We start from the raw sequence: 1,107 nt of genomic DNA on the forward strand, positions 1-1,107 counted from the left end.
CGCTGCTGGGCGTGCCCGCGGCGAACGGCCGTCCGGCGTCCGCGCCCGGCGGCGCGCCGCTGCTGCTCGCCGGAGGCCGCTGAGCAGACCGAGCTGAGCGGACCGACATCGTGAGATGAGCGGGAAGATTCCCGGTTCCGAGGCTGTTCGTAGAAACGTGAACGACTTCGGGGTACGGGACCGGGTACGAGTACGGGACATCGATGTGGTGGTCGTGGGCGCCGGACAGGCAGGGCTGTCCGGCGCCTACCATCTGCGGCGGTCCGGGCTCGAACCGGACCGCGACTTCGTCGTCCTCGACCATGCTCCGCGGCCGGGCGGCGCCTGGCAGTTCCGCTGGCCCTCGTTGACGTACGGCAAGGTCCACGGGATGCACGCGCTCCCGGGTATGGAGCTGATCACCGGGCCGGCCGATGACGGCCGGCCCTCGTCCGAGGTGATCGGCGGCTACTTCACCGCGTACGAGCGGCGCTTCGGCCTCCGGGTCCACCGGCCCGTCGATGTCACGGCCGTACGCGAGGACGTCGCAGGCCGGCTGCTGGTGGAGACCTCCGAAGGGAACTGGTCGGCCCGTGCGCTGATCAACGCCACCGGGACCTGGGACCGCCCGTTCTGGCCGCGCTATCCGGGCCAGGAGACCTTTCTGGGACGCCAGTTGCACACGGCGAACTATCCGGGCCCCGAGGAGTTCACCGGACTGCGGGTGATCGTGGTGGGCGGCGGCGCCTCGGGCACCCAGCATCTGATGGAGATCGCGAAGGTGGCGGCGGACACCACCTGGGTGACCCGGCGTCCGCCGGTCTTCCGCGAGGGGCCGTTCGGCGAGGAGCAGGGACGGGCCGCCGTCGCGCTCGTCGAGGAGCGGGTACGCCAAGGGCTGCCGCCGCAGAGCGTGGTCTCGGTGACCGGACTGCCGCTGAACGAGGCGATCATCCGGGCGCGCGAGGAGGGCGTACTCGACCGGCTGCCGATGTTCGACCGCATCATCCCGATCGGTGTGGCCTGGGACGACGGGCGGACGGTGGAGGCCGATGTGATCCTCTGGGCGACCGGCTTCCGCGCCGCCATCGACCATCTCGCACCGCTGCGGCTGCGGGAGCCGGGCGG

Annotated in this window: 1 protein-coding gene; it reads left to right on the plus strand. The window is 71.7% G+C overall.

Translation table 11 applies throughout. The features are described 5' to 3' along the window. Nucleotides 1-157: 157 nt before the first annotated feature. On the plus strand, nucleotides 158-1,107 hold a 950-nt coding region (locus GA0115259_RS28140; protein WP_256098176.1), incomplete at its 3' end, for an NAD(P)-binding domain-containing protein.

Origin of the sequence: Streptomyces sp. MnatMP-M17 (assembly GCF_900091995.1) — a bacterium.
In the GTDB taxonomy this organism is placed as follows: Bacteria; Actinomycetota; Actinomycetes; order Streptomycetales; family Streptomycetaceae; genus Streptomyces.